The 1,123-nt window shown below is 55.6% G+C and carries 1 protein-coding gene; it reads right to left on the bottom strand.

Annotated elements, in window-relative coordinates:
* Positions 1 to 947 precede the first annotated feature (947 nt).
* The gene (locus sphst_RS21675; protein WP_442800405.1) at positions 948 to 1,115 is read right to left on the bottom strand and encodes a PEP-CTERM sorting domain-containing protein; all 168 of its coding nucleotides are present in this window, start codon (positions 1,113 to 1,115) and stop codon (positions 948 to 950) included.
* Between the last annotated feature and the right edge of the window lie 8 nt (positions 1,116 to 1,123).

The raw sequence follows: 1,123 nt of genomic DNA, 5'->3' as shown, positions 1-1,123 counted from the left end.
TGCGCTACTGGAACAATGGTAAGGTTCACAGGGGCTGGTGACTGATACTTGTCACTTTTAACGTAATTTATTCCAATATGCGAAATTGGAATCACGCAAAGCCCAATAACGGCTAAGCTCGAAAATGCCCGGCTTTCCAAGCCGGGCATTTTTTTGCCATCAAGACCTGGTCATGTCCTTTACCGGCATCTCAAAGGTGAAGGCCCGAGGAACAAGCCCAAGCACCTTTACAGCCTTTTGCATGGCTTCGTTATGTGTCGATATCGTGAACTGGATTTCGGCAAACCACCCGTTCAGGTAAGTCTTTCGAAACCGCGAAAGTACGGCAGCAAAGGCTGCAGGAGCGGTAGGCGAACCCCAAGCAAACGTAATTGTGAGGGTTCGATCATCATGGTCCTCGCCCCAATTGATACCGCAGATGCAAGTTCTGCTTCCGTCTAAAGCCGGAATTGCTGGAAGGTCCCATTGCATGGTGGATATCTCAGCCAACCATTGCGCTGATGATCGACACTCGCGGCGTAGGCAGCCCTCAGGCCTTCGTTGCTATGAGCGAGTTTGGTAACATGCTCCAAGCGTAGACTCATGTTATAGCTTTCCGCCCGCGCTTGAACATCATGACTCCAAAATGGCGCACACGGGTGGTCATTACCAGTCTCAGCCGCGTACGTGGCTCCGCGTGGCTGTAGATCGATGGATGCCGATACCAGGACGTGTGCTTGGTAGCTGACGGCGTCCATTCAGGCGCGCTCGCGATCTCGGGGTTTGGGCCGTTGGGCGCAGTATGGGCCATCCCGCTTGCCCAGTTGTCGATCGACGGCGCCCACCGCGCAACATGGATTCTTCTGCAGACCCATTGCGCCGGATGTTAAACAAAAACAGCCGCCAACCTCGCGAGGTTGACGGCTGCCTTCACACAGCTGGACACTGGGACCAGCTGTGAAATGTGCTTAGGCGAACGCGATCTTCGCCTGGCGACGACGAACGCGCATCGATGCGCCGATACCGCCGATACCGAACAGCATGATTGCCCAGGTACCAGCTTCGGGAACTGCTGCCGTCGGCTCGAAGGTCGCGGTGCCGGCATAGGAGCCGTTGCCACGCGACGTGCCGTTCACGACGATCT

The sequence above is a fragment of the Sphingomonas sp. STIS6.2 genome, assembly GCF_000732685.2.
Taxonomy (GTDB): Bacteria; Pseudomonadota; Alphaproteobacteria; order Sphingomonadales; family Sphingomonadaceae; genus Sphingomonas; species Sphingomonas aerolata.
This window is presented reverse-complemented; position numbering and strand designations above follow the sequence as displayed.